The organism is Rubrivivax rivuli, from assembly GCF_004016505.1.
GTDB lineage: Bacteria > Pseudomonadota > Gammaproteobacteria > Burkholderiales > Burkholderiaceae_C > Rubrivivax > Rubrivivax rivuli.
Map to the genome: position 1 here is coordinate 40,798 of NZ_SACR01000002.1, position 22,060 is coordinate 62,857.

Sequence of the window (22,060 nt, forward strand, 5' to 3'; positions counted from 1 at the left end):
GACCGGGATAATCCCGGTGCATGAACCCCCTGCTCGCCCGCCTGCACCCTTACCCGTTCGAGCGCTGGCGCGAACTCACCGCCGACATCACGCCCAACCCGGCCTACCGGCCCATCAGCCTGGGCATTGGCGAGCCCAAGCACGCCACGCCGGTGCTGATCGAGGATGCGCTGCTGCAGGCCCTGCCCACCCTGAGCGCCTACCCCGCCACGCTGGGCGAGCCCGCGCTGCGCGAGGCCTTCACCGGCTGGGTGCAGCGGCGTTACGGCGTGGTGCTGAACCCGGGCACCCAGGTGCTGCCCGTGAATGGCTCGCGCGAGGCCCTCTTCGCGCTGGCGCAGACGGTGCTGGACCCGGCCGAGCGCGACGCGCTGGTGGTGTGCCCCAACCCGTTCTATCAAATCTACGAAGGCGCGGCGCTGCTCGGCGGCGCGCAGACGCATTTCGTGCCCAGCGACCCGGCGCGCAATTTCGCCGCCGATTGGGGCGCGGTCAGCGAGGCCACCTGGGCGCGCACGCGGCTGCTCTACGTCTGCAGCCCGGGCAACCCCACCGGCGCGGTGATGCCGCTGTCGGAATGGCAGACCTTGTTCGAGCTGAGCGAGCGCCACGGCTTCGTGATCGCCAGCGACGAGTGCTACAGCGAGATCTACTTCCGCGACGAGCCGCCGCTCGGCGCCCTGCAGGCTGCGCAGGCGCTGGGGCGCAGCGATTTCAAGAACCTGATCGCGCTCACCAGCCTGTCCAAGCGCAGCAACGTGCCCGGCCTGCGCTCGGGCTTCGTGGCCGGTGACGCCAAGCTCATCAAGGCCTTCCTGCTCTACCGCACCTACCACGGCAGCGCCATGGGCGGCCTGGTGCAGCGCGCGAGCATCGCCGCCTGGAACGACGAAGCCCACGTGGTGGCCAACCGCGAGCTCTACCGCCGCAAGTTCGCGCAGGTCACGCCTGTTCTGGCGCAGGTGCTCGACGTGCAGTTGCCCGACGCCGCCTTCTACCTCTGGGCCGGCATTCCGGCTGTGCCCGGCGGCCCGGCGGGGCCGGGCGACGAGATCGCCTACGCCCGCGGCCTGCTCGCTCAATACAATGTGCAGGTCCTGCCGGGCAGCCTGCTGGCGCGCAGCGTGGCCGGCCACACCCCCCCCAACCCCGGCACCGGCCGCATCCGCATGGCCCTGGTGGCGCCGGTGGCCGAATGCCTGGAAGCCGCCGAACGCATCGTCCGGTACACCCAAGAACTCACCGAAAGCCCGCGATGAATCTCGCCCAACTGCAAGCCACCATCGACACCGCCTGGGAAGCCCGCGCCGAGATCAGCGCGCTCAACGCCCCTGACGTGCGCGAAGCGGTGGAAGCCGTGATTGCCGAACTCAACGGCGGCCGCCTGCGCGTGGCCGAGCAGCGCGGCGTGGGCGAGTGGCAGGTGAACCAATGGCTGAAGAAGGCCGTGCTGCTGAGCTTCCGCCTGAACGACAACGCCGTGATGCGCGCCGGCGACCTGGGCTTCTTCGACAAGGTGAAGACCAAGTTCAGCCACCTGGACGAGGCGCAGATGCGCGAAGCCGGCGTGCGCGTGGTGCCGCCGGCCGTGGCGCGCCGCGGCAGCTTCGTCGCCAAGGGCGCGGTGCTGATGCCCAGCTACGTGAACATCGGCGCCTACGTGGGCGAGAACACCATGGTCGACACCTGGGCCACCGTGGGCAGCTGCGCGCAGATCGGCAAGAACGTGCACCTGAGCGGCGGCGTGGGCATCGGCGGCGTGCTGGAGCCGCTGCAGGCCAACCCCACCATCATCGAAGACAACTGCTTCGTCGGCGCGCGCTCGGAGGTCGTGGAAGGCGTGATCGTCGAAGAGAACTCGGTGCTGGGCATGGGTGTGTACCTCGGCCAGAGCACGCCCATCTTCAACCGCGAAACCGGCGAGATCAGCTACGGCCGCGTGCCCAGCGGCAGCGTGGTGGTCAGCGGCAACCTGCCCAAGACGGCGGCGGGCGGCCAGCCCTACAGCCTGTACGCCGCCGTCATCGTCAAGCGCGTCGACGCGCAGACGCGCAGCAAGACCAGCATCAACGAGCTGCTGCGCGCCTGAGGCCGCGTTCCCTGCACCTGCCCTTCTGCTGAGGACCGAGCATGGCCAACAATCTGGAACGCGTTCTGCGCCTGATGGCGGAGAAAAACGCGTCCGACGTCTACATGTCGGCCAACACGCCCATCCTCATCAAGATCAACGGGCAGATCCTCCAGCTCTCCGACCAGGTCCTCACCACGCACCAGACGCGCCAGCTGCTGGCCGAGATGCTGGCACCGCAGCAACTGGAAGAGCTCGACGACACCGGCGAGCTCAACGTCGGCATCAGCGTCTCACGCGTGGGCAGCTTCCGGCTCTCGGCCTTCAAGCAGCGGGGCAGCATCGCCGCGGTCATCCGCTGCATTCCCTTCGAGATCCCATCGCTCGATTCGCTGGGCGTGCCGCCGCTGCTGGCGCAGCTGGTGACGGAGAAGCGCGGCCTCATCCTGATGGTGGGCGCCACCGGCACCGGCAAGAGCACCACGCTGGCGTCCATGCTGGAATGGCGCAACCAGCAGATGACGGGGCACATCCTCACCATCGAAGACCCCATCGAGTTCCTCTTCAGCAACAAGAAGAGCGTGATCAACCAGCGCGAGGTGGGCCGCGACACGCAAAGCCTGCAGATCGCGCTGAAGAATGCGCTGCGCCAGGCGCCCGACTGCATCCTCATCGGCGAAATCCGCGACCGCGAGACCATGAGCGCGGCGCTCAGCTACGCGCTCTCGGGCCACCTGGTGCTGGCCACGCTGCACGCGAACAACAGCTACCACGCGATGGGGCGCATCCTGTCGTTCTACACGCCCGAAGCGCGGCCCACGCTGCTGTCCGACCTGTCCAGCGGCCTTCGCGCGGTGATCTCGCAGCGCCTGCTGCGCAGCAACAGCGGCGGCCGCGTGCCGGCGGTGGAAGTGCTGCTGAACACCAAGCTCGTGAGCGAGCTCATCGACAAGGGCGACCTGTCCGCCATCAAGGAAGCCGTGGAGAAGAGCCTGGCCGAAGGCTCGCAGACCTTCGAGGCCGACATCGCGCGGCTCATCAGCGAAGGCGTGGTGTCGCGCGACGAAGGCCTGGCCTACGCCGATTCGCCCACCAACCTGCTGTGGCGCCTGCAGAACGAGCAGGCACCAGCCTCGCGCACCGCGCCCAAGAAGGAAGAGCAGGAAGCGCCCACCTTCACCGAGTTCAGCATCGACGTGCGGCCCGAAGAGCCCCGGGCCAGCGCGCAGCCGCCGTGGGCGACCACGAAGCGATGACCGGCACCACCGCGGCCGTGGGCGCCACGCTGCGCCTGACCGAGGCGCTGATCGCCTGCCGCTCCGTGACCCCGGCCGACGCCGGCTGCCGCGCGCTGCTGCTGCAGCACCTGCAGCCTGCCGGGTTCGCCTGCGAGGCGCTGGACGCCGGCCCGCCCGAGGCCCGCGTGACCAACCTCTGGGCGGTGCACGACGCCGGCGTGCCCGGGCCCACGCTCGTGTTCGCCGGCCACACCGACGTGGTGCCCACCGGCCCGCTGGAACGCTGGGCCACCGACCCCTTCGTGCCCACGCACCGCAGCGGCGCCGCCTACCCCAACGGGCCGCGCCTCTTCGGGCGCGGTGCGGCCGACATGAAGGCCGCCGTGGCCGCCATGACGGTGGCCGCCTGCGAGTTCGTGGCCGCCCACCCCCGGCACCCGGGCCGCGTGGCGCTGCTCATCACCAGCGATGAGGAAGGCCCGGCCCTGCACGGCACCCGGCACGTGGTGGAGCTGCTGCGCGCGCGCGGCGAGCGGCTGGACGGCTGCATCGTCGGCGAGCCCACCTCGGTACACCGGCTGGGCGACATGGTGAAGAACGGCCGGCGCGGCACGCTGTCGGGGCGGCTGGTGGTGCACGGCGTGCAAGGCCACATCGCCTACCCGCAACTGGCCGCCAACCCGCTGCACCTGCTGGCGCCGGCGCTGGCCGAGCTGGTGGCCACCGAGTGGGACCGCGGCAACGCGTTTTTCCCGCCCACCAGCTTCCAGGTCAGCAACATCCATGCGGGCACGGGGGCGTTCAACGTCATCCCGGGCGAGCTGGTGCTCGACTTCAACTTCCGCTTCAGCACCGAAAGCACGCCGGCCGCGCTGCGCCAGGGCGTTGAAGCAGTGCTGCAGCGCCACGCCGTGCCGCACACGCTGGAATGGACGCTGGGGGGCGAGCCCTTTCTCACCCCACCCGGCACGCTGAGCACCGCGCTGCTGGCGGCCATTGCCGCCGCTTGTGGCGAGGGCCAGGGCGCCGATCTCAGCACCGAACTCAGCACGACGGGCGGCACCAGCGACGGCCGCTTCATCGCGCAGATCTGCCCCCAGGTGATGGAGTTCGGCGTCATCAACGAAAGCATCCACAAGCTCGACGAGTGGGTGGACGTGGCGGCGCTGGAGCCGCTGAAGCAGGTCTACCGCCAGACGGCCGAAGGCTTTCTCGGCACGGCGGCGGCATGAAGCTGATCACCCTGGTGGAGCAGGCCGCCGAACGCCTGCAGGCCGCGGGTGTGCACTTCGGCCATGGCACCACCAACGCCTTCGACGAAGCCGCCTGGCTGGTGCTGTGGCGCCTGCGCTTGCCGCTCGATGCGCTGGATGCCGAGGCCGAACGCGACACCCGCGCGGAAGAGCAACTGCAGGTGCAGGCCCTCGTGGAAGAACGCATCCGCACGCGCCGCCCCGCCGCCTACCTGACCGGTGAAGCCTGGCTGCAGGGCGTGCCCTTCTTCGTGGACGAGCGCGTGATCATCCCGCGTTCGCTGATCGCCGAGCCACTGGCCGAAGGCAGCTTCGACGCCTGGCTGCATCCGCAAACACAACAGGTGCTGGACCTGTGCACCGGCAACGGCAGCCTGGCGGTGCTGGCGGCGATGGCCTGGCCCGAGGTGCAGGTGGCCGCCGCCGACCTCAGCGCCGACGCGCTGGCCGTGGCCGCGAAGAACGTCGCCCGCCACGGCCTGCAAGACCGCATCACGCTGCACCAGGGCGACGGCCTGGCCGCCGTGGCCGGCCGGCGCTTCGACCTGGTGCTGTGCAACCCGCCCTACGTCAACAGCGGCTCGATGGCGGCGCTGCCGCCCGAGTACCGCGCCGAGCCATCGCTGGCCCTGGCCGGCGGCGATGACGGCATGGACTTCATCCGCCGCCTGCTGGCCGCGCTGCCGCAGCACCTGAACGACGAGGGCGTGCTGGTGCTGGAGATCGGCCACGAGCGCGCCCACTTCGAAGCCGCCTTTCCGGCGCTGGAGGTGGTGTGGCTCAGCACCAGCGCCGGCGACGACCAGGTGCTGCTCATCACCGCCGAGGCCTTGCGCCATGCTGGCGCCTTGCCTGCCCAAGAGAACCCATGATCCAGATTTCCCAGGTCACCCTGCGCCGCGGCGTGAAGGTCGTGCTGCAGAACGCCAGCGTGACGCTGCAGCCGCGCGAGAAGGTCGGCCTCATCGGCCGCAACGGCGCCGGCAAGTCCAGCCTCTTCGCGCTGATGACGAACCGGCTGCAGGCCGATGCCGGCGATGTCGACATCCCGCCGCGCTGGCGCGTGGGCGAGGTGGCGCAGGACGTGCCTGAAACGGACGACGGCGCCACCGACTTCGTGCTGCAAGGCGACATCCCGCTGATGCAGGCGCAGGCCGCGCTGGCCGCCGCCGAAGCCGCCGACGACGGCCACGCCATGGCCGAGGCCCACCAGGCGCTGGACGAAGCCGGCGCCTTCGACGCACCGGCGCGCGCGCAGGCGCTGCTGCTGGGCCTGGGCTTCCGATCGGACCAGCTCGATGCGCCGGTCAACACCTTCTCGGGCGGCTGGCGCATGCGGCTGCAGCTGGCGCGCGCACTGATGTGCCCGTCGGACCTGCTGCTGCTGGACGAACCCACCAACCACCTCGACCTCGACGCGCTGGTGTGGCTGGAAGCCTGGCTCAAGCGCTACGAGGGCCTGATGATCATCATCAGCCACGACCGCGAGTTCCTCGACGCCATCTGCAACGTCATCGTCCACCTGGAGGACCAGCAGCTCACGCGCTACAGCGGCAACTACACGGCCTTTGAAGAGATGCGCGCCGAGCGCCTGAGCCAAGCCGCCGCGGCCTTCGCCAAGCAGCAGGAGCGTGTGGCCCACCTGCAGAAGTTCATCGACCGCTTCAAGGCCAAGGCCAGCAAGGCCAAGCAGGCGCAAAGCCGCGTGAAGGCCCTGGCGCGCATGGAGAAGCTGGCGCCGGTGATGACGGCCGGCGACTTCCATTTCGAGTTCCGCGAACCGCTGAGCCTGCCCAACCCCATGCTGGCCTTCGACGGCATCAGCTGCGGTTATGCCGGCACGCCCATCGTGCAGAACGTCAGCCGCAGCGTGCTGGCAGGTCAGCGCATCGGCATCCTGGGCGCCAACGGGCAGGGCAAGTCGACGCTGGTGAAGACGATCGCCGGCGCCATCCCGTTGATCAGCGGCAAGACGACACAGGGCAAAGGCCTGGTGATCGGCTACTTCGCGCAGCAGGAAGTGGACGTGCTGTGCCTGGACGACGGCCCGCTGATGCACATGGTGCGCCTGGCGCGCGACGTGGGCCCCGCCGCGCGCGAGCAGGAGCTGCGAGATTTCCTGGGCCGCTTCCGCTTCGTCGGCGACATGGTGCAGCAGGCCGTGGGCAGCCTCTCGGGTGGCGAGAAGGCGCGCCTGGTGCTGGCCATGCTGGTGTGGCAGCGCCCCAACCTGCTGCTGATGGACGAGCCCACCAACCACCTCGACCTGCAGACGCGCGAGGCGCTGTCCATCGCGCTGAACGAGTTCGAAGGCACGGTGATGCTGGTCAGCCACGACCGCGCGCTGCTGCGCGAGACCTGCGACGAGTTCTGGCTCGTGGCCAAGGGCAAGGTCGAGCCTTTCGACGGCGACCTCGACGACTACCAGAAGTGGCTGCTCGATGTCTCGCGCGCTGCGGCGCGCGGCCAGCCCATCCCCGACCCGCCGCGCGGCAACAGCGTGGCCGAAGCGCCGGCGCCTGCGGCCAAGCCCAAGGCCGCCGCACCCGCGCCAGCCGCCGGCAAACCGTCTGCGCCCGCGCCGAGCAAAGCCCCTTCCCCGCCGCCCCCGGCCAGCCGCGAAGACCGCGACAAAGCCAAGCAGGCCCGCATCAAGCAGGCCGAGGTCACGCGCCCGCTGCGCAACGAACTGGCCGGCATCGACATGCGGCTGGCCAAGCTGGCCGCCGAGAAGACGGCGCTGGAGGCCGAGCTCTCGCGCCCCGACGCCAGCGCCGAGGCCTACGCCGACCTGGGCCGCCGCCTGGCCCACGCCAGCGCCGAGATGGCGATGCTGGAAGAGCGCTGGATCGAGCTGCAGACGCAGCTGGAAGCGCTGCAGGCCGGCTGAGTGGGCTGCGGGCGACGGGCGGCGGGCTGAAAGGGCCGCCCGCTTGTTTCACCACCGACAGCCGGCGGCTCGCCGTCATTTGCATTGCACACAATTCAATTGCGCGCTATATTAATGCCCATGCCGCGCTCCAAAGCCCCCAGCCCTACCGCCGACCCCGCCTGGCTCGCGCTGGACCACCAGCTCTGCTTCGCGCTGTATTCGGCCTCGCTGGCCATGACCAAGCTCTACAAGCCCTTGCTCGACCCGCTGGGCCTGACCTACCCGCAGTACCTCGTGATGCTGGTGCTGTGGGAAGGCGATGGCCTCACGGTGGGCGCCGTGGGCGAACGCCTGGCCCTCGACTCGGGCACGCTCACCCCGCTGCTCAAGCGCCTGGAAGGCGCAGGCTATGTGCAGCGCCTGCGTGATGCCGCCGACGAGCGCCGCGTGCTGTTGCAACTCACGCCTGCCGGCCGCGCGCTGAAACAGCGGGCCGCGGCCGTGCCGCCGCAGGTGGCCCAGGCCTCGGGCTGCACGCTCGGCGAACTCTCCTCGCTCACCGCGCGGCTGCACGCCCTGCGCGAAGAGCTCTCCGCGTCCCTCCCGCGCGTGGCCTGAACCGGCCCGCGTCTTTCACCCACCCCGCCCCGAAGGAAACACCATGGCCATCGACAAAGCCCTCTACACCGCCACCGCCACCAGCACCGGCGGCCGCGCCGGCACCACCGCCAGCAACGACGGCCGCCTGAAGTCGCAGCTGTCCACGCCCAAGGCGCTGGGCGGCGACGACGGCCCCGGCACCAACCCCGAGCAGCTGTTCGCCTCGGGCTACTCGGCCTGCTTCATCGGCGCGATGAAGGCCGTGGCCGCGCGCCAGAAGATCAGCCTGCCGGCCGAAGTGAGCATCACCGCCGAAGTGGCCATCGGCCCGATGACGGGCAAGGAAGGCGCCTTCAGCATCAGCGTCGCCATGGCCATCAGCATCCCCGGCATGGACAAGGCCGCCGCTGAAGCCCTGGTGGCCACCGCCCACCAGGTCTGCCCCTACAGCAACGCCACCCGCGGCAACATCGACGTGACGCTGTCGGTGGTCTGAAGCCCAGGCCTCACTCAGCCAGCTTCCACCAGCAGGTCCAGCATCAGCTCGATGCGGGCCTGCACCGGCGTCAGCGTGCCGGCGCTCGGCAGATCGTCGGGCGCCCCGCCCACCACGCCGCCGAGTTGGCAGCGCGAAGCGCGCAGCACGCGCACACCCTGCGCCATCGCGCGCTCGGCGGCGGCCTTCACGGCCGCGTGCACGCTGCCATTGCCGGTGCCAGCCACCACCAGGCCGCGGCTGCCAGCGGCCACCAGGGCCTCCACCACACGGCCATCGGCCAGGGCGTGGCTGGTGACGACGTCCACCAGTGGCCAGGGCTGGCCCGCCAGCAAACCGGGCAGGTGCGCGGCTGCGGCATGCGGCGTGCCTTCGGCCCAAGGCCGCAGCAGCCGCAGCCGGCCGTCTTCCAGCAGCGCCATCGGGCCTGCATCGCCGGCGCTGAAGGCGTCCACGCGGTAGCCGTGCACCTTGCGCAGGTCGGCCGCGCCGACCACCACGCCGCCCAGCACCGCCAGCACGCCACGCGCGCCCGGTGTGCCGGCCACGTTCACCGCATCGAAGAGGTTCTGCGGCCCGTCGGGCGACAGCGCCGTGGCCGGGCGCATGGCCGCGGTCAGCACCAGCGGCTTCTGCGGCGCCAGCACGCGGTGCAGCCAGTAGGCGGTTTCTTCCAGGGTGTCGGTGCCGTGTGTGACGACCACCCCGGCCACCTCGGGCCGCGCCAGGTGGGTGGCGCAGCGCGTGGCCAGCCGCGCCCACGTGGCGCCGTCCATGTTGCTGCTGTCGATCTGGGCGATGCTTTCGGCTTCCAGCGGCCGGCCTTGCAGCGCGGGCACGGCGGCCAACAGGGCCTCGGCACCCAGGGCGCCGGCGGTGTAGCCCGTGTGTTGCGTGGCGCTGGCGGCGGTGCCGGCGATGGTGCCGCCGGTGCCCAGGATGACGATCACGCCCTCGGTGCTTGGCATGGATGAGCTTTCTGGATAAAAATACAGCCACTGGACGGAATGCCAGTGCCCGCCAACCTACGGAAGTGCCTGCCGATGATCGATGACAGCCCCAAGCTCACCGCCCGCCAGCAACAGGTGCTCGACCTGGTGCAGAGCGCCATCGAACGCACCGGCGCGCCGCCCACGCGGGCCGAGATCGCGGCCGAGCTGGGCTTCAAGTCGGCCAACGCCGCCGAAGAGCACCTGCAGGCCCTGGCGCGCAAGGGCGTCATCGAACTGGTGGGCGGCACCTCGCGCGGCATCAGGTTGAAGTCTGACACGCTGCGCGCGCTGAACGAGGCGCGCCTGGCGCCCTTCGGCAAGCAGTACATGCTGCCGCTGCCGCACCTGGCGCAACTCACGCTGCCGCTGGTGGGCCGCGTGGCGGCGGGCAGCCCCATCCTCGCGCAAGAGCACGTCGACCAGACCTACCTGATGGAAGCCTCGATGTGGGCCCGCCGCCCCGACTACCTGCTGAAGGTGCGCGGCATGAGCATGCGCGACGCCGGCATCCTCGACGGCGACCTGCTCGCCGTGCAGAAGGCCAAGGACGCCAAGAACGGCCAGATCGTCGTGGCCCGCCTGGGTGACGACGTCACGGTCAAGCGCCTGCGCCGCACCAGCAAGGGCATCGAGCTGCTGCCCGAGAACCCCGATTTCCAGACCATCCACGTGCCTCTGGATGCGGCCGACTTCGAGCTGGAAGGCATCGCGGTGGGTCTCATCCGCAACACGATGCTCATGTGACATGGAGCCCCCAAGCTCGCTTCCGCTCGCTACCCCCCAAGGGGGCCGTCCGCTGACGGACCGGCCAAGCCGGATCCGTGGCGGGAAGCTTGATCGCGATCTCGGGAGTCCGCCACCCAAGGCCATCCCGCCGCGCAAGGCCCGGCACGCGGCCGAATGCGAACGGCTGGAGCAACTGCCCAACATCGGCCCCTCCATCGCCGGCGACCTGCGCAGCCTCGGCATCCAGCACCCGCAGGAACTGGCCGGCCGCGACCCGCATGCGCTCTACGTGGCGCTGTGCGAGAAAACCGGCAAGCGCCAGGATCCCTGCGTGCTCGACACCTTCATGGCCGCCACGGCCTTCATGGGCGGCGCCGAGGCGCGCCCGTGGTGGGACTACACCGCCGAGCGCAAGGCGCGCTACGGCGCGCTCTGAATCGCGGGGTCGTTCGCGGCCCCGCCACGTCGCCTCAGGGCCGCGCCGGCGTCACCACCAGCAGCTCGCCCGCCTCGCCGGCGCGCGGCCACAGCGGCACGTACTGCACCGCCACCCAGGGCTTCAGGAAGCTGCGGTAGGCCGCGGAGAACACGTTGCCGCTCTGGCCGGTGGAGCTCATCACCCGCGATTGCTGCGGGTCGCCCAGGTCGTACAGCGCGCGCAGGCTGGGGCCGTGGTCGCTGTGGAAGAGATCGCCGGTCAGCTTGTCGGGCCGCAGGTTCACGCGCGAAACGTTCACCGTGTGCGTGTCGCCGCCCACGGGCGCGCGCAGTTCGAAGAGCCGGTGCAGCACCGGCACCCGGCTGAAGGGCCGGTGTTCGCCGCGCGCCTGGTGGGCATCGCCCCAGCGCCACTTCGTGAGGTCGGCGCCAAAGCGCTGCTGCAGTTCGCCCAAGGCGCGTGTCAGCGCCAGGCCGGCCTGGTCGGCGCAGTTCTCGGCCAGTGGGGTGTCGCGCTGGTCGCACCAGGCGGCGTCGTCGGCCTTCAGCACCCGCTCCAGTGCATCCTGGAAGTTGCGGCCGGCCAGCGACTTCTCCCACAAGGCCTCGCTCACGTCGTCGGCGAACACGGCGCGGGCCAGCTGCCGCTGCCAGGCCCAGTAGATGAGGGGCGCGGCGCGGTCGGCGGCCATGCGGCCGTCGAAATCCTTCAGCAGCGCCTGCGCCGTCGGCGCCAGCGGGTGCACCGACTTCGCCTTCAGGGCAAAAGGCAGCAGCGGCGCGACGGCGAGAGACATCTCGTCGGCCAGCAGCGCCGCCAGGTCGTCCAGGCTGTGCTTGGGCTTGGCGCCCAGCACCTGCTCGATGCGCTGTTGCCGGTAGGGCAACGCCCACTCGCTGGTGAGGTAGTGCGGGTAGTCGGCCGGCACGATGCGCTGGTTGGCGGTGGCGATCCAGCCGCGCGGCGGGTCGAACTCGCGCGGGGTTTCGTCGGCCGGCACCCAGCCGGCCCAGTCGTACTTCGCCTCCCAGCCGGGCGCGGGCGCCAGGCCCTGCAGGTCGTTGTCAGCGCGGCGCAGCGGCACGCGGCCCGGGGCCACCAGGCCGATGCGCCCGGCCTTGTCGGCCACCACCATGCTCTGCATCGGCGCCACCCAGCCGCGCGCCGCCGCCACGAAAGCGGCCACCGACTCGGCACGCTGCATCGCGAAGGCCGGCGCGATGGGGTCGCTGTCCACATCCAGCGCCGTCCAGCGCAGCGCCAGCACGTGCGTGGGGCGCTCGGCGGGGCCCAGCACGTCGGGGGCATTGCCGGCGTCGCTGATCACGGGGCCGTGGCGGCTGCGGCGCACCGTCATCGCGACATCGGGCTGGCCCTTGACCTTGACGATCTCGGTGACCGTCTCGAAAACCGCCCAGCCCTCGGGCGTGCGGTAGCGGTTGGGGTCCTGCGGGTCGAGCTTCTCGAGGTAGAGGTCCTGCACGTCGGGCGCCGTGTTCGTGAAGCCCCAGGCGATGTGCGCGTTCTGCCCCAGCACCACGCCGGGGATGCCGGGCAGCGTGGCGCCAGCCACCTTCAGAGGTGCCACCCCGTTGGCGCCCGGCGCTTCCAGCCGCGCGAAGTACCACAGCGCCGGCGTGCTCAGCTTCAGGTGCGGGTCGTTGGCCAGCAGGGGCGCGCCCGTGGTGGTGCCGCTGCCGGCCAGCACCCAGTTGTTGCTGCCCACGCCCTCGATGCCGCTCTCGGGCGCGATGTCGGGCAGGCGGCCCCAGGCGGTGACGGTGGTCTTCTGGCCGTCCAGACCGAGGCCACGGTACAGCGCCGAGAAGTCGAGTGTCGGGCGCGGCTGCTCGCCCGGGTAAGGCGGCAGCAGCTGGTGCACGCGGGCCACCGGCATCTGCAGCGACAGGCGCAGGCGCAGCAGTTCCGTGGACCAGTTGCCGCCCAGGTCCCAGGCCATCATGGTGGCCCAGCCCAGGCTGTCGACGGGCGTCCACGGCTCGGGCTGCACGCCCAGGATGACGAACTCGGGCGGCCGCGCCCGCAGGCCGTCGCTGAGCACGGCGTTGATGCCATCGGCATAGGCCTGCAGCGCCAGCCGGCTGCTCTCGGGCAGGCGCTGCCATTGCTGCTGCGCGGCACGGCGCACGCCCAGGGCACGCAGGAAGCGGTCGGTCTCCAGCGCGCTGGGGCCGAACACCTCGGCCAGCCGGCCGGCCGCGATGCGGCGGTGCGTCTCCAGTTGCCACAGCCGGTCTTGCGCGTGCGCCACGCCCAGGCCGTACCAGGCGTCGCGCTCGCTGGCGGCGCGGATGCTGGGGATGCCCTGGGCATCGCGCTCGATGCGCAGTTCGGCCTGCACGCCGGGCAAGGCCAGCCGGCCTTCCGTGACAGGCAGCGTGCGGCGGGCGTAGATCAGCCCCGCCGCCAGCGCCAGCACCACCACCGCCAGCAGGGCCCAGGCCCCGCGCTTGATCCAGGTCTTCACCACGCGACATCTCTCCGATGAGGGGGCGGCAAGGCTAACCGGCCGCGCGGCGGGCAGGCGTCCGCAGCAACCCGGCCCGCCGCGAACTGGCCCGCCTTGGCCCGCCTCTTCCGCCCATCAGCCAGGGCCGGCTTGCCCGAGCATCGCCCTCAGGTTGCAGTCACCTGCGGCCGATAAACCCAACATGCTCAGAGCCCTCGCCCCCCTGTCCCGCTGGAGCCGTCGCAGCACGACGCTGGCCGACCCCAGCAGCCTGCGCGTGGAAGTCTGCCCGCCCTCGCTGCGCTACGCGCCCGAAGGCAACGCCTGGCAGCGTCTGATGTTCTGGCTGTTGGCCCCGGCCCCGCACGAGGTGGCACCGCCCATCAACCGCCTGCCCGGCGTGCGCATGGAGTTTCTCGCCACCTTGTCGGACATCGACAGCGTCGAGGCCGACGAGTTGCGCCGCCGCATCCACGACGCCCGCTCGCTGCGCGAGCTGTGGCACACGCGCGCTGACGTCTACCGGCTGGTGGGCGTGGCGCACAGCCAGTTCGAGGCGCAGGCCCGCGTGGACCTGCTCAACCGCCATTTCCCGACCCGCGCGCCGCGCTCGCAGTTCGCGCCGCTCTGAAGCACAGCCCATGCAAGCCTCCATCGCCCCCCGCGACTTCACGCCCGGTGCCGCTTTCGCCGGCCTGCCGGGCGACCGCGGCGCGCGCATGGCGGCCCGGCAGGCCTTCGTGGACCTGAAGACCAGCTACCTGCAGGCCCTGGACACGCTGCCCGGCGCCGAGTGGCTGCGCGTGCAGGTGCGGGCCGCCGAAGAGCCGGTGGACCTGTGGCTCCTGCGCGCCCCGGTCTTCGACACCTTGAGCGCGACGGACGACGATGCCCGCCAGCGCCGCCAGCTGCTGCGACGCAGCCTCGACAGCGTCTTCCCCGACCTCGACGGCCCGATCGAATTCACGCCCTTCTGACCCGGCTTCCGGGGAAGGGCCGGCCGCTCTTCAGGCCCATCGCGCGTTCAGGCGTTCAGGCTTTCAGGCTTTCACGCCTTCACTCGCGCACGGAAGGTGCGCTTGAACTTCTCGACCTTGGGCGCCACGACGTAGGCGCAGTAGCCCGCGTTCGGGTTGCGCGCGTAGTAGTGCTGGTGGTAGCCCTCGGCGGTGCTGTAGTTTTCGCGCAGCTTCAGCTCCGTCACGACGCGGCCGCCGCTGGCGGCATTCGCCTCGGCCAGCACCTCGCGCGCCACCGCCTCCTGCGAGCCATCGTGCAGGTAGATGCCGCTGCGGTACTGCGTGCCGACATCGTTGCCCTGGCGGTTCAGCGTGGTCGGGTCGTGCACCACGAAAAAGATCTCCAGCACCTCGCGCAGGCTGATGCGGTTGGCGTCGAAACGCACCTGCACCACCTCCACATGGCCGGTGCTGCCGCTGCACACGGCCTCGTAGGTGGGCCGCAGCACGTGGCCATTGCAGTAGCCGTTCTCCACGGCGATGACCCCATCGACCAGTTCGAACACCGCTTCCACGCACCAGAAGCAGCCACCGCCCAAGGTGATCGCCTGCTCGTTCACTGGCTCGCTCACTTGCTCGTTCACCCGCACTCTCCGGTTTGCCCAGGTGACAGTCGCCACCGAGCCTGAATCCTTACACTCGCTGGATTATCCGGAGCAGTTGCCATGGCCACCAAGTTCACCTGGGATGACCCTTTCTTCTTCGACAGCCAGCTCAGCGACGACGAGCGCGCCGTGCGCGACGCTGCCGCCGCCTACTGCCAGGAGCGCCTGCAGACCCGTGTGCTGATGGCCGCGCGGCACGAAAAGTTCGACCGCGAGATCATGAGCGAGATGGGCGCTCTCGGCCTGCTGGGCACCACCATCGAAGGCTACGGCTGCGCCGGGCTGAACTCGGTGTGCTACGGCCTCGTGGCCCGCGAGGTCGAGCGCGTGGACAGCGGCTACCGCAGCGCGATGAGCGTGCAGAGCAGCCTGGTGATGCACCCCATCCACGCCTACGGCAGCGAGGCGCAGCGCCAGAAGTATCTGCCCAAGCTGGCCACCGGCGAGTGGGTGGGCTGCTTCGGCCTGACCGAACCCAACCACGGCAGCGACCCGGCCAGCATGCTGAGCCGCGCCAAGCCCGTGGACGGTGGCTACCTGCTCAAGGGCAGCAAGATGTGGATCACCAACAGCCCCATCGCCGATGTATTCGTCGTCTGGGCCAAGCTGGAAGACCCCGATGGCAAGGTCGGTGGGCAGGAAAGCATCCGCGGCTTCATCCTCGAGAAGGGCATGCCGGGCCTCAGCGCACCGAAGATCGAAGGCAAGATGAGCCTGCGCGCGAGCATCACGGGCGAGATCGTGATGGACAGCGTGTTCGTGCCCGAGGCGAACCTGCTGCCCAACGTGAGCGGCCTGAAGGGCCCCTTCGGCTGCCTGAACAAGGCGCGCTACGGCATCGCCTGGGGTGCGCTCGGCGCCGCCGAGTTCTGCTGGATGGCCGCCCGCCAGTACACGATGGACCGCCAGCAGTTCGGCCGCCCGCTGGCCCAGAACCAGCTCATCCAGAAGAAGCTGGCCGACATGCAGACCGAGATCACGCTGGGCCTGCAAGCCGTGCTGCGCGTGGGCCGGCTGATGGACGAAGACCGCGTCGCGCCGGAGATGATCAGTCTGATCAAGCGCAACAGCTGCGGCAAGGCGCTGGAGATCGCGCGCATGGCGCGCGACATGCATGGCGGCAACGGCATCCACGACGAGTACCACGTCATCCGCCACATGATCAACCTCGAGACCGTCAACACCTACGAAGGCACGCACGACGTGCACGCGCTCATCCTCGGCCGGGCGCAAACCGGCCTGCAGGCCTTCTTCTGAAGCCAAGGTCCGGTGAGGCCGCGGCGGGCGAGGTCGCATGAACGAGCTGTTCCTCACCCTCGGTATCGAGAGCTGGAAGCCCCTCGTCGGCGTGCTGCTGCTGCCGCCCTTGCCCATGCTGTTGCTGGTGCTGGTCGGGGCGCGGCTCATGTTCCGCCGGCGTCTGCTGGCCTGGTTCCTGATCCTTCTCGGGGTGGTGAGCCTGTGGCTCGCGTGCACCGGGGCCGTGAGCGGCATGCTCACTCGCGTGCTGACCCGCCCGCCGCCGGCGCTGACCGAAGCGCAGGTGCTGTCGCTGAAGGGCCAAGCCAAGACCGCCATCGTCGTTCTCGGCGGCGGCAGCCGGTCCTACGCGCCGGAGTACGGCATGTCATCGCTCTTGCCGCGCACGATGGAGCGTCTGCGCTACGGCCTCTGGCTGAGCCGCGCCACCGGCCTGCCGGTGGCCATGAGCGGGGGCGTCGGCCACGGCGCCCGCGAGGGGCCCGGCGAGGCCGAGATCGGGGCCCGCATCGCCGAACGTGAGTTCGGGCGCCCTCTGCGCTGGATCGAATCGGCTTCGCGCGACACCAGAGAGAACGCGCAGCGCACGGTCGCGATGCTGCGGGCGGATGGCATCCAGCGGATCGTGCTGGTGACGCACGACTTCCACATGCGTCGCGCCGTGCTGAACTTCGAGAAGGCCGCGGGCGCAGCCATGGAGATCGTCCCGGCACCGATGGACCTGCCGCAGTCCGGCAGCCTGAGCTGGCACGACTGGCTGCCCAACGCCAGCCGCTTGCAGGACACGGTCTTCGCGCTGCGCGAGTGGATCGGCCGCCTGGCCGGCGCGTGAGCTACAGCCCGTAGCGACGGGCCTACTTCAGCAGCGGCGGCAGCAAGGGCGGCAGCATCAACTGCTTGCGCCGCTCGGCGTCTTCCTGGGCCCGAAGTTCGGCGCGCTCGCGCTCGGCCTGCGCCACCTGGATGGCCTTGATCTGCTTGGCGTGGCTGGCCGAATTGCTGCGGCGGAAGTCGTCCATCATCACCGCATCCACCTTCACGCCGCGCGCCATCAGGCGCTCGGTGAGGCGCAAGCCCGCCGAGGGATCCCCCCCCAGCGAAGCCACCACCTCGTTGGCGAACAGGTCGGCGCTGCCCACGATGCTGTCCACCGCGATGGCCTTCTCGGCCTGCGCCTCGGCCGCAGACAGCAGCATGCCCGCGCCCGGCACGGCGATGGCCAGGATCTTGCCCACCAGGAAGCCGTTGCTCACGCCTTCGCTGCGTTGCGAGGCCTTGATCGCGCTCTGGCTGGCCTGGAAGTAGGTGCCGAAGGCCGCGAGCCAGCGGAACTCGTCGGCGGTCTGCGCTTCGATCATCGCGTTGGCCGGGATCTTGGCGCGCTCGGTGCCTTGGCGCCAGAAGCTGTCGGGGTCGTTGTCGAAGGAGCTCGCCGTCACGCTGCCGGCGCAGCCCTTCTGCGTCTCCACCGTGAGCTTGCGGCCGTCTTCCAGCGTCAGCGTCATGGGCTTGCCTTCGCTGGCCTCCTTGCGCGCCTTCAGCATGGCGTCCCAGAAGCCGCCGTCGTCGTTGGAGACCACCGATCCGCCGCGGAAGAGCGCGCCCATCTCGAAGCGCGTGCCGCCAGCCGGCAAGGGGCGGCCGTTGACGTGGGTGACAACGTCGCGCACGTGCAGGTCTTCGGGCGCCGCCTCGTCGGCCCAGACCACGCGCCACTTCTCGTCCATGCCGGTGATCTCGCGGAACAGCGCCATGTCCTTGTCGTCCAGGCGCCTGCGCATCGAGTGCACCGACAGCAGCACGAAGGGCTCGATCTGCGTCGTGGCGTCGCACAGCGCCTCGGCGCCCCAGGCCACGTGGATGGCGGCAGCGCGGAACTTGACCTCCTGCTCGAAGCGGGTCTTGAACAGTTCGCGCTCGAAAGTGCGGTCGCCCTGGGCCAGCACCGGGCTGGCGGCCAACAGCACGGCACCGAACAGCTGACGGACACGTTTGCTTGCCATTCCTTGCATTCTGCCTCGCGTCGCGTCCGCCGTGGCACGCCGAAACCCGCCCGACTGCACGGAGCCCGCAAACTGCACAAGGCCATGCGGCTGCCGATTTGGCCGCTGTGGCCCTGTCACCGACACTCACGCGTGCTGACGCGCTTGGGTGCGCGCAGCCCTGGTTCATCCCGCATGTCTCACGAGGAACAGTTCCCCATGAAAACTTGGTTGATCGGCGCCCTGGCGGTGGCCGTCTTCACCACCAGCCTGCCCTTCGATGCCGAGGCCAAGCGCCTGGGTGGCAACAAGTCGTCGGGCATGCAGCGCAACATGCCGGAGCGCACGGCCCCCACGGCGCCGCCGGCCAAGCCGGCCACGCCGGCGCAGGGCCAGCAAGCCGCGCCCACCAACGCCGCCGCAGCCACGCCCGGCGCCGCCGCAGCGGCCGCCCCGGCCAAGCGCAGCTGGATGGGCCCGATCGCAGGCCTCGCAGCCGGCCTGGGCCTGGCCGCGCTGATGAGCCACCTGGGTCTGGGTGAAGCCTTCGCCAACTTCCTGATGCTGGCGCTGCTGGCCGTGGCCGTGGTGGCGCTGGGCGTCTTCCTGATGCGCCGCTTCGGCAACAAGGCCGGCAACAACGCCAGCATGGGCGGCCCGGCCCTGGCCGGTGCCGGTGCTGGCGCCAACGGCAGCAGCCGCGGTGCCTGGGAAGTGCAGCAGCCCGCCCCGGTGACCCCGGCGCCGATGGAACGCAGCGCGCTGAACGAGCCCTCGCTGCCCGCCGCCGGCGCTGCCCCTGTGGCCGCTGCCGCCGCCGTGGCCGCCCCGGTGGCCGCAGCCTTCGTGCCCGCCGCCTTCGACGCCGAAGGCTTCGCCCGCACTGCCAAGATGATCTTCATCCGCCTGCAGGCCGCCAATGACAGCGCCGACCTGGAAGACCTCAAGCGCTTCACCACGCCCGAGCTCTTCGCCTCGCTGCGCATGGACCTGCTCGAGCGCGGCAACACCGGCCAGCACACCGACGTGCAGCAGGTGGAAGCCGAGGTGCTGGACGTTGCCAACGAAGCCGACCGTCAGATCGTCAGCGTGCGTTTCCACGGCCTGATCGTCGAAGAAGCCGGCGCGGCGCCGGTGGCCTTCAACGAGGTGTGGCACCTGGTCAAGCCGCACGACGACAGCCGCAGCTGGGCCATCGCCGGCATCGAGCAACTGAACTGACGCCGGGGCGGCCGGCCGGCTAGCATGCCGGCATGGCCTCTCCCCCCTGCTCATGGCGGCCGCTTCTCGCGGCCGCTTTCGTTTTCTTCGGCCTCGCCGGCTGCGGCACGCCGGCGCTTGAACGCCCGCTGGCCCTGCGGCTGCCCGTGGTGCTGCTGGGCGAGGTGCACGACAACGCCGCCCAGCATGCGCTGCGCGCCGAGGCCTTCTCCGCCCTGCTGGCCCGCGGCGCCCGCCCTGCGCTGGCGCTGGAGCAGTTCGACCGCGACAAGCAGCCGCTGATCGACCGCCTGCTGGCCCAGAACCCGCGGCCCGGTGCCGATGCGCTGATCCAGGCCGCCGGCGGCGGTGGCTGGCACTGGCCGCACTACCGGCCCTTCATCGAGGCCGCCCTGGCCAAAGGCCTGCCCATCGTGGCGGCCAACGTCGGCCGCGAAGAAGCCCGCCGCGTGATGCGCGAGGGACTGGCCGCCACCGGCTTCGACGCCGCGGTGCCCGAGGACCTGCTGGCCCGCCAGGCCGCCGGCATCGAGGCCAGCCATTGCGGCCTGCTGGACACCGCCACGGCCCGCCGCATGGCCCTGGCCCAGGTGGCGCGCGACCAGTTCATGGCCCGCGTGCTGCAACAGCACAGCGAGCGGGGCGTGGTGCTGCTGGCCGGCAATGGCCACGTGCGCGTGGACATCGGCGTGGCGCACTGGATGGCGCCCGAACTGCGGGCGCGCAGCGAAGCCATCGGCGTGCTGGAGCAGGGCGACCCGCTCACCGCCTACGACCGCCGCGTCTACACGCCAGCGCAAGCCCGGCCCGACCCCTGCGAGCAGATGCGCCGCACGGTGCCTGGCCCGGCGCCGGCCCAGCGGCGCTGAGCGCTGCGCCGGGCTGCTGCCGCAGCCTTCAGCCGAGCAGTTCGCAGGCGCCGGCCCAGAGGCCGCGCACCACGTCGCCAGCCGGCCGCGCTGGCGCCAGGGCGGCGGCCTGGCCGGCCCAGGCCTGCAGGTGCTGCAGATCGCCAGCCGCCGCCGCGGCCTCGCGCATCGCGGCCGTCAGCCCGCGCTGCACCGGGTAGGGGGCAGGCTCGGGCACCCCGGGCGCGGCCGCGGCCTGCACGTAGCCGGTGGCCAGCGCCCGGCCCCCGCGGCCGGAGAACGCGCGGGTGAGCCGCGTGCCTTCAGGTGCGGCCCCGGCCAGGCCCTCGGCCCAGGCCGGGTTCACGGCCGCTTCGGGCGTGCGCAGCAGCGCCGTGCCGGGCTGCACCGCGCTGGCCCCCAGCAGCAGCGCCGCGGCCACCCCGCGCGCATCGGCCACGCCGCCCGTGGCCACCACGGGCAGGCGCACCGCATCCACCACCTGCGGCAGCAGCGCGAAGAGGCCCACCGCTTCGTCGCGTGCGGCCTCGGCACGGAAGGCCCCGCAGTGGCCGCCGGCCTCGGCGCCCTGGGCGACGATGACATCGGCGCCTGCCGCCTCGGCCGCGCGCGCCTCCGCCACGGTGGTGACGGTGGCGAACCAGGCGGTGCCGGCCGCCTTCAACTGCGCCACGAAGGCCGGCGGCAGCAGGCCCATGATCGACGACACCGCCATCGGCCGCGCGGCCAGCAGCGCCTGGCACTGGGCGTGGAAGTCGTGCAACGGTACATCGCCAGCCGTCGCTGGCACGGGCGGGCCGTGCCGGCCAAGAAACTCGCGCAGCGCAGCCTCGTGCGCGGCGTCGCGACGCGGTGGCGGATCAGGCACCCACAGGTTGATCTGCAGCGGCCCGCCGCCGCTTTCGCGGAAGCGCGCCACCCAATCGGTGATGGCCACCGGGTCCATCAGCAAGGCGCCCAGCGCGCCCATGCCGCCGGCCTGCGCCACCGCCCGCGCCAGCGCCACGGGGCTGGCGCCGGCCATCGGCGCCATCAGCACCGGTGCTTGCAAGCCATAGCGCCCGGCGAAGGCCTGGGCGCGCGCCAGCGCGGGGTGTCGGGCAGGCATGCGGCCCGCAGCGCTCAGGCGCCGGCGCGCACCGGCGGCGCCAGCTCGGCGTGGGCGGCCAGCCAGGCCTCGGCGGCACGGCCGTCGCCCTGCGAAGGGTGGAAGTCTTCGCGCAGGTAGCGCCGGCCGTGCACGATGCTGTGGCGCAGCAGCCCGTCGCGGCCCATCAGCAGGTGCCAGGCACCGGCCCAGGTGGCGGGGCGCCACCAATGGCCGTCGCGCCAGAGGTTGTGCAGGGTCTGGCGCGCCACGTCCAGTGCGAAATGCGTGGCGACGATGCGGAAGATGCGCACGCGCCAGGCGTGGTTGCCGCCAGCGGCCGTGTAGAGGTCGAAGGCCGTGCTGCGGTGTTCGCTCTCTTCGGCCGAGTGCCACAGCCACAGGTCGCGCAGGCGCGGTTCGGCATCCGCCAGCGACTCGGGGTGGGCCAGCAGGTACTCGGCAAAGACCGCCGTCAGGTGTTCGGTCGCCGCGGTCACGGCCAGCCAGTTGCGCGGGTCCAGCTCGGCCATCCGTTCGCGCCGCTGGGCGATGCGCCCTTCCCAGTGGTTCACATAGCCCTGGGCGGTGAGCTGTTCGTTGAACAGCGTGTGGATGCGCCGGTGCGTGGCCTCCTGCCCAATGAAACCCTTCACTTCGTCAGCGAAGCGCGCCTGCTGCTCCGGCGACAGCTGCTGCACGCCCAGCTTCACGCTGTCGATGAAGAGCTGCTCGCCCGCCGGGAAGCTCATCGACAGCGCGTTGAAGAAGGCGCTGCGGAAGGCACAGCCGCCCGCCCAATGGCGGGCGAAGGGTGTCTTCAGGTCGACGAGCAGGCGGCGAACGGTGAGGTTCATGCAGGA

Annotated in this window: 22 protein-coding genes; 16 read left to right on the top strand and 6 right to left on the bottom strand. The window is 71.1% G+C overall.

Translation table 11 applies throughout. From position 1 onward, the window contains the following. Positions 1–20: 20 nt before the first annotated feature. From dapC to EOE66_RS04845, 8 genes are all read left to right on the top strand, one after another. A complete protein-coding gene (gene dapC, locus EOE66_RS04810) occupies positions 21–1,259 on the top strand; it encodes a succinyldiaminopimelate transaminase (RefSeq protein ID WP_128227561.1) in 1,239 nt (412 codons plus the stop codon). Next, on the top strand, positions 1,256–2,089 hold the full coding sequence (gene dapD / locus EOE66_RS04815) for a 2,3,4,5-tetrahydropyridine-2,6-dicarboxylate N-succinyltransferase (protein WP_128227562.1): 834 nt from the start codon (positions 1,256–1,258) through the stop codon (positions 2,087–2,089). Before dapC ends, dapD begins: the two co-directional genes overlap by 4 nt. A gap of 41 nt (positions 2,090–2,130) precedes the next feature. Next, a complete protein-coding gene (locus tag EOE66_RS04820; protein WP_128227563.1) occupies positions 2,131–3,324 on the top strand; it encodes a PilT/PilU family type 4a pilus ATPase in 1,194 nt (397 codons plus the stop codon). A 17-nt stretch (positions 3,325–3,341) separates the two neighbouring features. Beyond that, entirely contained in the window at positions 3,342–4,538 is a 1,197-nt protein-coding gene (gene dapE, locus EOE66_RS04825; protein ID WP_128228242.1) for a succinyl-diaminopimelate desuccinylase, read from the top strand. Continuing rightward, the gene (prmB, locus tag EOE66_RS04830; RefSeq protein WP_128227564.1) at positions 4,535–5,431 is read left to right on the top strand and encodes a 50S ribosomal protein L3 N(5)-glutamine methyltransferase; all 897 of its coding nucleotides are present in this window, start codon (positions 4,535–4,537) and stop codon (positions 5,429–5,431) included. The genes dapE and prmB overlap by 4 nt, the downstream gene beginning before the upstream one ends. Further along, a complete protein-coding gene (locus EOE66_RS04835) occupies positions 5,428–7,449 on the top strand; it encodes an ABC-F family ATP-binding cassette domain-containing protein (RefSeq protein WP_128227565.1) in 2,022 nt (673 codons plus the stop codon). The genes prmB and EOE66_RS04835 overlap by 4 nt, the downstream gene beginning before the upstream one ends. Positions 7,450–7,569: 120 nt before the next feature. Beyond that, the gene (locus tag EOE66_RS04840) at positions 7,570–8,049 is read left to right on the top strand and encodes a MarR family winged helix-turn-helix transcriptional regulator (RefSeq protein WP_128227566.1); all 480 of its coding nucleotides are present in this window, start codon (positions 7,570–7,572) and stop codon (positions 8,047–8,049) included. Positions 8,050–8,092: 43 nt separating this feature from the next. After that, positions 8,093–8,527, top strand: a complete 435-nt coding sequence (locus EOE66_RS04845; protein WP_128227567.1) for an organic hydroperoxide resistance protein — start codon at positions 8,093–8,095, stop codon at positions 8,525–8,527. A 14-nt stretch (positions 8,528–8,541) separates the two neighbouring features. Here EOE66_RS04845 and EOE66_RS04850 read toward each other — a convergent pair whose 3' ends face one another. Then, positions 8,542–9,495, bottom strand: coding sequence for an asparaginase (locus EOE66_RS04850; protein WP_128227568.1), 954 nt, complete (start codon positions 9,493–9,495; stop codon positions 8,542–8,544). Positions 9,496–9,573: 78 nt separating this feature from the next. Here EOE66_RS04850 and lexA point away from each other — a divergent pair, with 78 nt between their 5' ends. After that, complete coding sequence (gene lexA / locus EOE66_RS04855) at positions 9,574–10,263, top strand: transcriptional repressor LexA (protein WP_128228243.1); 690 nt, start codon at positions 9,574–9,576, stop codon at positions 10,261–10,263. Between the two features lies 1 nt (position 10,264). Continuing rightward, positions 10,265–10,681, top strand: coding sequence for a helix-hairpin-helix domain-containing protein (locus EOE66_RS04860; RefSeq protein ID WP_128227569.1), 417 nt, complete (start codon positions 10,265–10,267; stop codon positions 10,679–10,681). A gap of 34 nt (positions 10,682–10,715) precedes the next feature. On the opposite strand, the gene EOE66_RS04865 is transcribed toward EOE66_RS04860, so the two are convergent. Next, positions 10,716–13,172 carry a penicillin acylase family protein gene (locus EOE66_RS04865; RefSeq protein WP_128227570.1) on the bottom strand — a complete coding sequence of 819 codons (2,457 nt, stop codon included), beginning with the start codon at positions 13,170–13,172 and terminating at the stop codon, positions 10,716–10,718. A gap of 184 nt (positions 13,173–13,356) precedes the next feature. Between EOE66_RS04865 and EOE66_RS04870 the strand changes: the two genes are divergently transcribed. Beyond that, entirely contained in the window at positions 13,357–13,785 is a 429-nt protein-coding gene (locus EOE66_RS04870) for a hypothetical protein (protein WP_245478911.1), read from the top strand. Between the two features lie 10 nt (positions 13,786–13,795). Then, positions 13,796–14,131 carry a hypothetical protein gene (locus EOE66_RS04875; RefSeq protein WP_128227571.1) on the top strand — a complete coding sequence of 112 codons (336 nt, stop codon included), beginning with the start codon at positions 13,796–13,798 and terminating at the stop codon, positions 14,129–14,131. A 71-nt stretch (positions 14,132–14,202) separates the two neighbouring features. Here the strand turns inward: EOE66_RS04875 and msrA are convergent, their stop codons facing one another. After that, on the bottom strand, positions 14,203–14,733 hold the full coding sequence (gene msrA, locus EOE66_RS04880; RefSeq protein ID WP_128228245.1) for a peptide-methionine (S)-S-oxide reductase MsrA: 531 nt from the start codon (positions 14,731–14,733) through the stop codon (positions 14,203–14,205). 105 nt (positions 14,734–14,838) lie between these two features. Between msrA and EOE66_RS04885 the strand changes: the two genes are divergently transcribed. Both EOE66_RS04885 and EOE66_RS04890 read left to right on the top strand, forming a co-directional pair. Then, the gene (locus EOE66_RS04885) at positions 14,839–16,035 is read left to right on the top strand and encodes an acyl-CoA dehydrogenase (protein WP_128227572.1); all 1,197 of its coding nucleotides are present in this window, start codon (positions 14,839–14,841) and stop codon (positions 16,033–16,035) included. 37 nt (positions 16,036–16,072) lie between these two features. Next, entirely contained in the window at positions 16,073–16,870 is a 798-nt protein-coding gene (locus tag EOE66_RS04890; RefSeq protein ID WP_128227573.1) for a YdcF family protein, read from the top strand. A gap of 22 nt (positions 16,871–16,892) precedes the next feature. Here the strand turns inward: EOE66_RS04890 and EOE66_RS04895 are convergent, their stop codons facing one another. Then, positions 16,893–18,041 (bottom strand): SPFH domain-containing protein, encoded by a 1,149-nt coding sequence (locus EOE66_RS04895; RefSeq protein WP_128227574.1) that lies wholly within the window; start codon positions 18,039–18,041, stop codon positions 16,893–16,895. Between the two features lie 198 nt (positions 18,042–18,239). Between EOE66_RS04895 and EOE66_RS22270 the strand changes: the two genes are divergently transcribed. Further along, positions 18,240–19,241, top strand: a complete 1,002-nt coding sequence (locus EOE66_RS22270; protein WP_128227575.1) for a Tim44 domain-containing protein — start codon at positions 18,240–18,242, stop codon at positions 19,239–19,241. Between the two features lie 32 nt (positions 19,242–19,273). Then, positions 19,274–20,110, top strand: coding sequence for a ChaN family lipoprotein (locus EOE66_RS04905; protein WP_128227576.1), 837 nt, complete (start codon positions 19,274–19,276; stop codon positions 20,108–20,110). A gap of 28 nt (positions 20,111–20,138) precedes the next feature. On the opposite strand, the gene EOE66_RS04910 is transcribed toward EOE66_RS04905, so the two are convergent. Next, positions 20,139–21,218 (bottom strand): NAD(P)H-dependent flavin oxidoreductase, encoded by a 1,080-nt coding sequence (locus EOE66_RS04910; protein ID WP_128227577.1) that lies wholly within the window; start codon positions 21,216–21,218, stop codon positions 20,139–20,141. 14 nt (positions 21,219–21,232) lie between these two features. Continuing rightward, complete coding sequence (locus EOE66_RS04915; RefSeq protein WP_128227578.1) at positions 21,233–22,054, bottom strand: metal-dependent hydrolase; 822 nt, start codon at positions 22,052–22,054, stop codon at positions 21,233–21,235. Positions 22,055–22,060 lie beyond the last annotated feature (6 nt).

Coding starts and splice junctions, on each gene's coding strand:
- EOE66_RS04885 (WP_128227572.1), top strand. CDS start 14,839: ATGGCCACCAAGTTCACCTGGGATGACCCTTTCTTCTTCGACAGCCAG.
- dapD (WP_128227562.1), top strand. CDS start 1,256: ATGAATCTCGCCCAACTGCAAGCCACCATCGACACCGCCTGGGAAGCC.
- EOE66_RS04895 (WP_128227574.1), bottom strand. CDS start 18,041: ATGGCAAGCAAACGTGTCCGTCAGCTGTTCGGTGCCGTGCTGTTGGCC.
- EOE66_RS22270 (WP_128227575.1), top strand. CDS start 18,240: ATGAAAACTTGGTTGATCGGCGCCCTGGCGGTGGCCGTCTTCACCACC.
- EOE66_RS04845 (WP_128227567.1), top strand. CDS start 8,093: ATGGCCATCGACAAAGCCCTCTACACCGCCACCGCCACCAGCACCGGC.
- EOE66_RS04915 (WP_128227578.1), bottom strand. CDS start 22,054: ATGAACCTCACCGTTCGCCGCCTGCTCGTCGACCTGAAGACACCCTTC.
- EOE66_RS04820 (WP_128227563.1), top strand. CDS start 2,131: ATGGCCAACAATCTGGAACGCGTTCTGCGCCTGATGGCGGAGAAAAAC.
- EOE66_RS04875 (WP_128227571.1), top strand. CDS start 13,796: ATGCAAGCCTCCATCGCCCCCCGCGACTTCACGCCCGGTGCCGCTTTC.
- EOE66_RS04850 (WP_128227568.1), bottom strand. CDS start 9,495: ATGCCAAGCACCGAGGGCGTGATCGTCATCCTGGGCACCGGCGGCACC.
- EOE66_RS04910 (WP_128227577.1), bottom strand. CDS start 21,218: ATGCCTGCCCGACACCCCGCGCTGGCGCGCGCCCAGGCCTTCGCCGGG.
- EOE66_RS04905 (WP_128227576.1), top strand. CDS start 19,274: ATGGCCTCTCCCCCCTGCTCATGGCGGCCGCTTCTCGCGGCCGCTTTC.
- EOE66_RS04840 (WP_128227566.1), top strand. CDS start 7,570: ATGCCGCGCTCCAAAGCCCCCAGCCCTACCGCCGACCCCGCCTGGCTC.
- dapC (WP_128227561.1), top strand. CDS start 21: ATGAACCCCCTGCTCGCCCGCCTGCACCCTTACCCGTTCGAGCGCTGG.
- EOE66_RS04890 (WP_128227573.1), top strand. CDS start 16,073: ATGAACGAGCTGTTCCTCACCCTCGGTATCGAGAGCTGGAAGCCCCTC.
- EOE66_RS04835 (WP_128227565.1), top strand. CDS start 5,428: ATGATCCAGATTTCCCAGGTCACCCTGCGCCGCGGCGTGAAGGTCGTG.
- EOE66_RS04860 (WP_128227569.1), top strand. CDS start 10,265: ATGGAGCCCCCAAGCTCGCTTCCGCTCGCTACCCCCCAAGGGGGCCGT.
- EOE66_RS04870 (WP_245478911.1), top strand. CDS start 13,357: ATGCTCAGAGCCCTCGCCCCCCTGTCCCGCTGGAGCCGTCGCAGCACG.
- prmB (WP_128227564.1), top strand. CDS start 4,535: ATGAAGCTGATCACCCTGGTGGAGCAGGCCGCCGAACGCCTGCAGGCC.